Raw genomic sequence first — 926 nt, 5'->3', positions numbered from 1 at the left:
GCTGGCCTTACTTTAGATGACATGGATATTATTGAAATTAATGAAGCCTTTGCTTCACAAGTTTTATCTTGTTTAAAAGGCTTAAATGTTGATTTTAATGACCCACGTGTGAACCCAAACGGTGGTGCGATTGCTATTGGACACCCACTTGGTGCATCTGGCGCTCGTCTTAGCTTAACAGTAGCTCGTGAGTTAATTCGCCGTAAAAAGAAATATGCAGTGGTGAGCCTATGTATTGGTGTAGGTCAAGGACTCGCAATGGTGATTGAAAATGTTTCATAACCATTGATTCAGATATCCATTCATCACAACAGCGCAGTGATGAATGGATTTATTTTGCATAGCGAAATATAATGGCAAAACTATTGCTTTAATTATATTTGAGGATCGAATGTCTCAAAACACGGAAACTGAAAAACCAATAAATTTTGATGAGATACGTTTAGATCCTATTTCGCATATACATCGGGAAAACAACCCGCAATTTATTGCTTCTTTAGCGCGCGGTTTAGAACTTTTAAGATGCTTTTCTGCAAATAATCAGGTGCTTGGTAACCAAGAATTAGCAAAAATGACAGGTTTACCTAAACCGACCATTGCACGTATTACCAATACGCTTGTTTCTTTAGGTTATTTAAAACAATTGCCTAACTCAACCAAATACACATTAGACATTGGTGTTTTATCTTTAGGGTATGCAGCATTATCTAACATCTCGATTCGTAATATTGCTCATCAATATATGGATGAATTGAGTCAATATGTTCAAGCCCCTGTGGCGATGGCAACACGTGACCGATTAAATATGGTGTATATCGATGTTGTGCAAATTGAAACTGCATTAAATATGCGCCGCCCAATTGGGTCAACCTTACCACTGCATAGTAGTTCAATGGGTCGAGCTTGTTTGGCTGCAACTCCTGAAC

The 926-nt window shown here is 38.2% G+C and carries 1 protein-coding gene and 1 pseudogene; both read left to right on the top strand.

Annotated elements, in window-relative coordinates:
- A pseudogene (locus UC75_RS19560) lies at positions 1–282 on the top strand (3-oxoadipyl-CoA thiolase); the annotation flags it as partial.
- 109 nt (positions 283–391) lie between these two features.
- On the top strand, positions 392–926 hold a 535-nt coding region (locus UC75_RS19555; protein WP_228136997.1), incomplete at its 3' end, for an IclR family transcriptional regulator.

Origin of the sequence: Acinetobacter sp. V2 (assembly GCF_001188385.1) — a bacterium.
Taxonomy (GTDB): domain Bacteria; phylum Pseudomonadota; class Gammaproteobacteria; order Pseudomonadales; family Moraxellaceae; genus Acinetobacter; species Acinetobacter oleivorans.
Note: the sequence above shows the minus strand (reverse complement) of the source record. Positions and strands in the feature narration are given on the sequence as shown.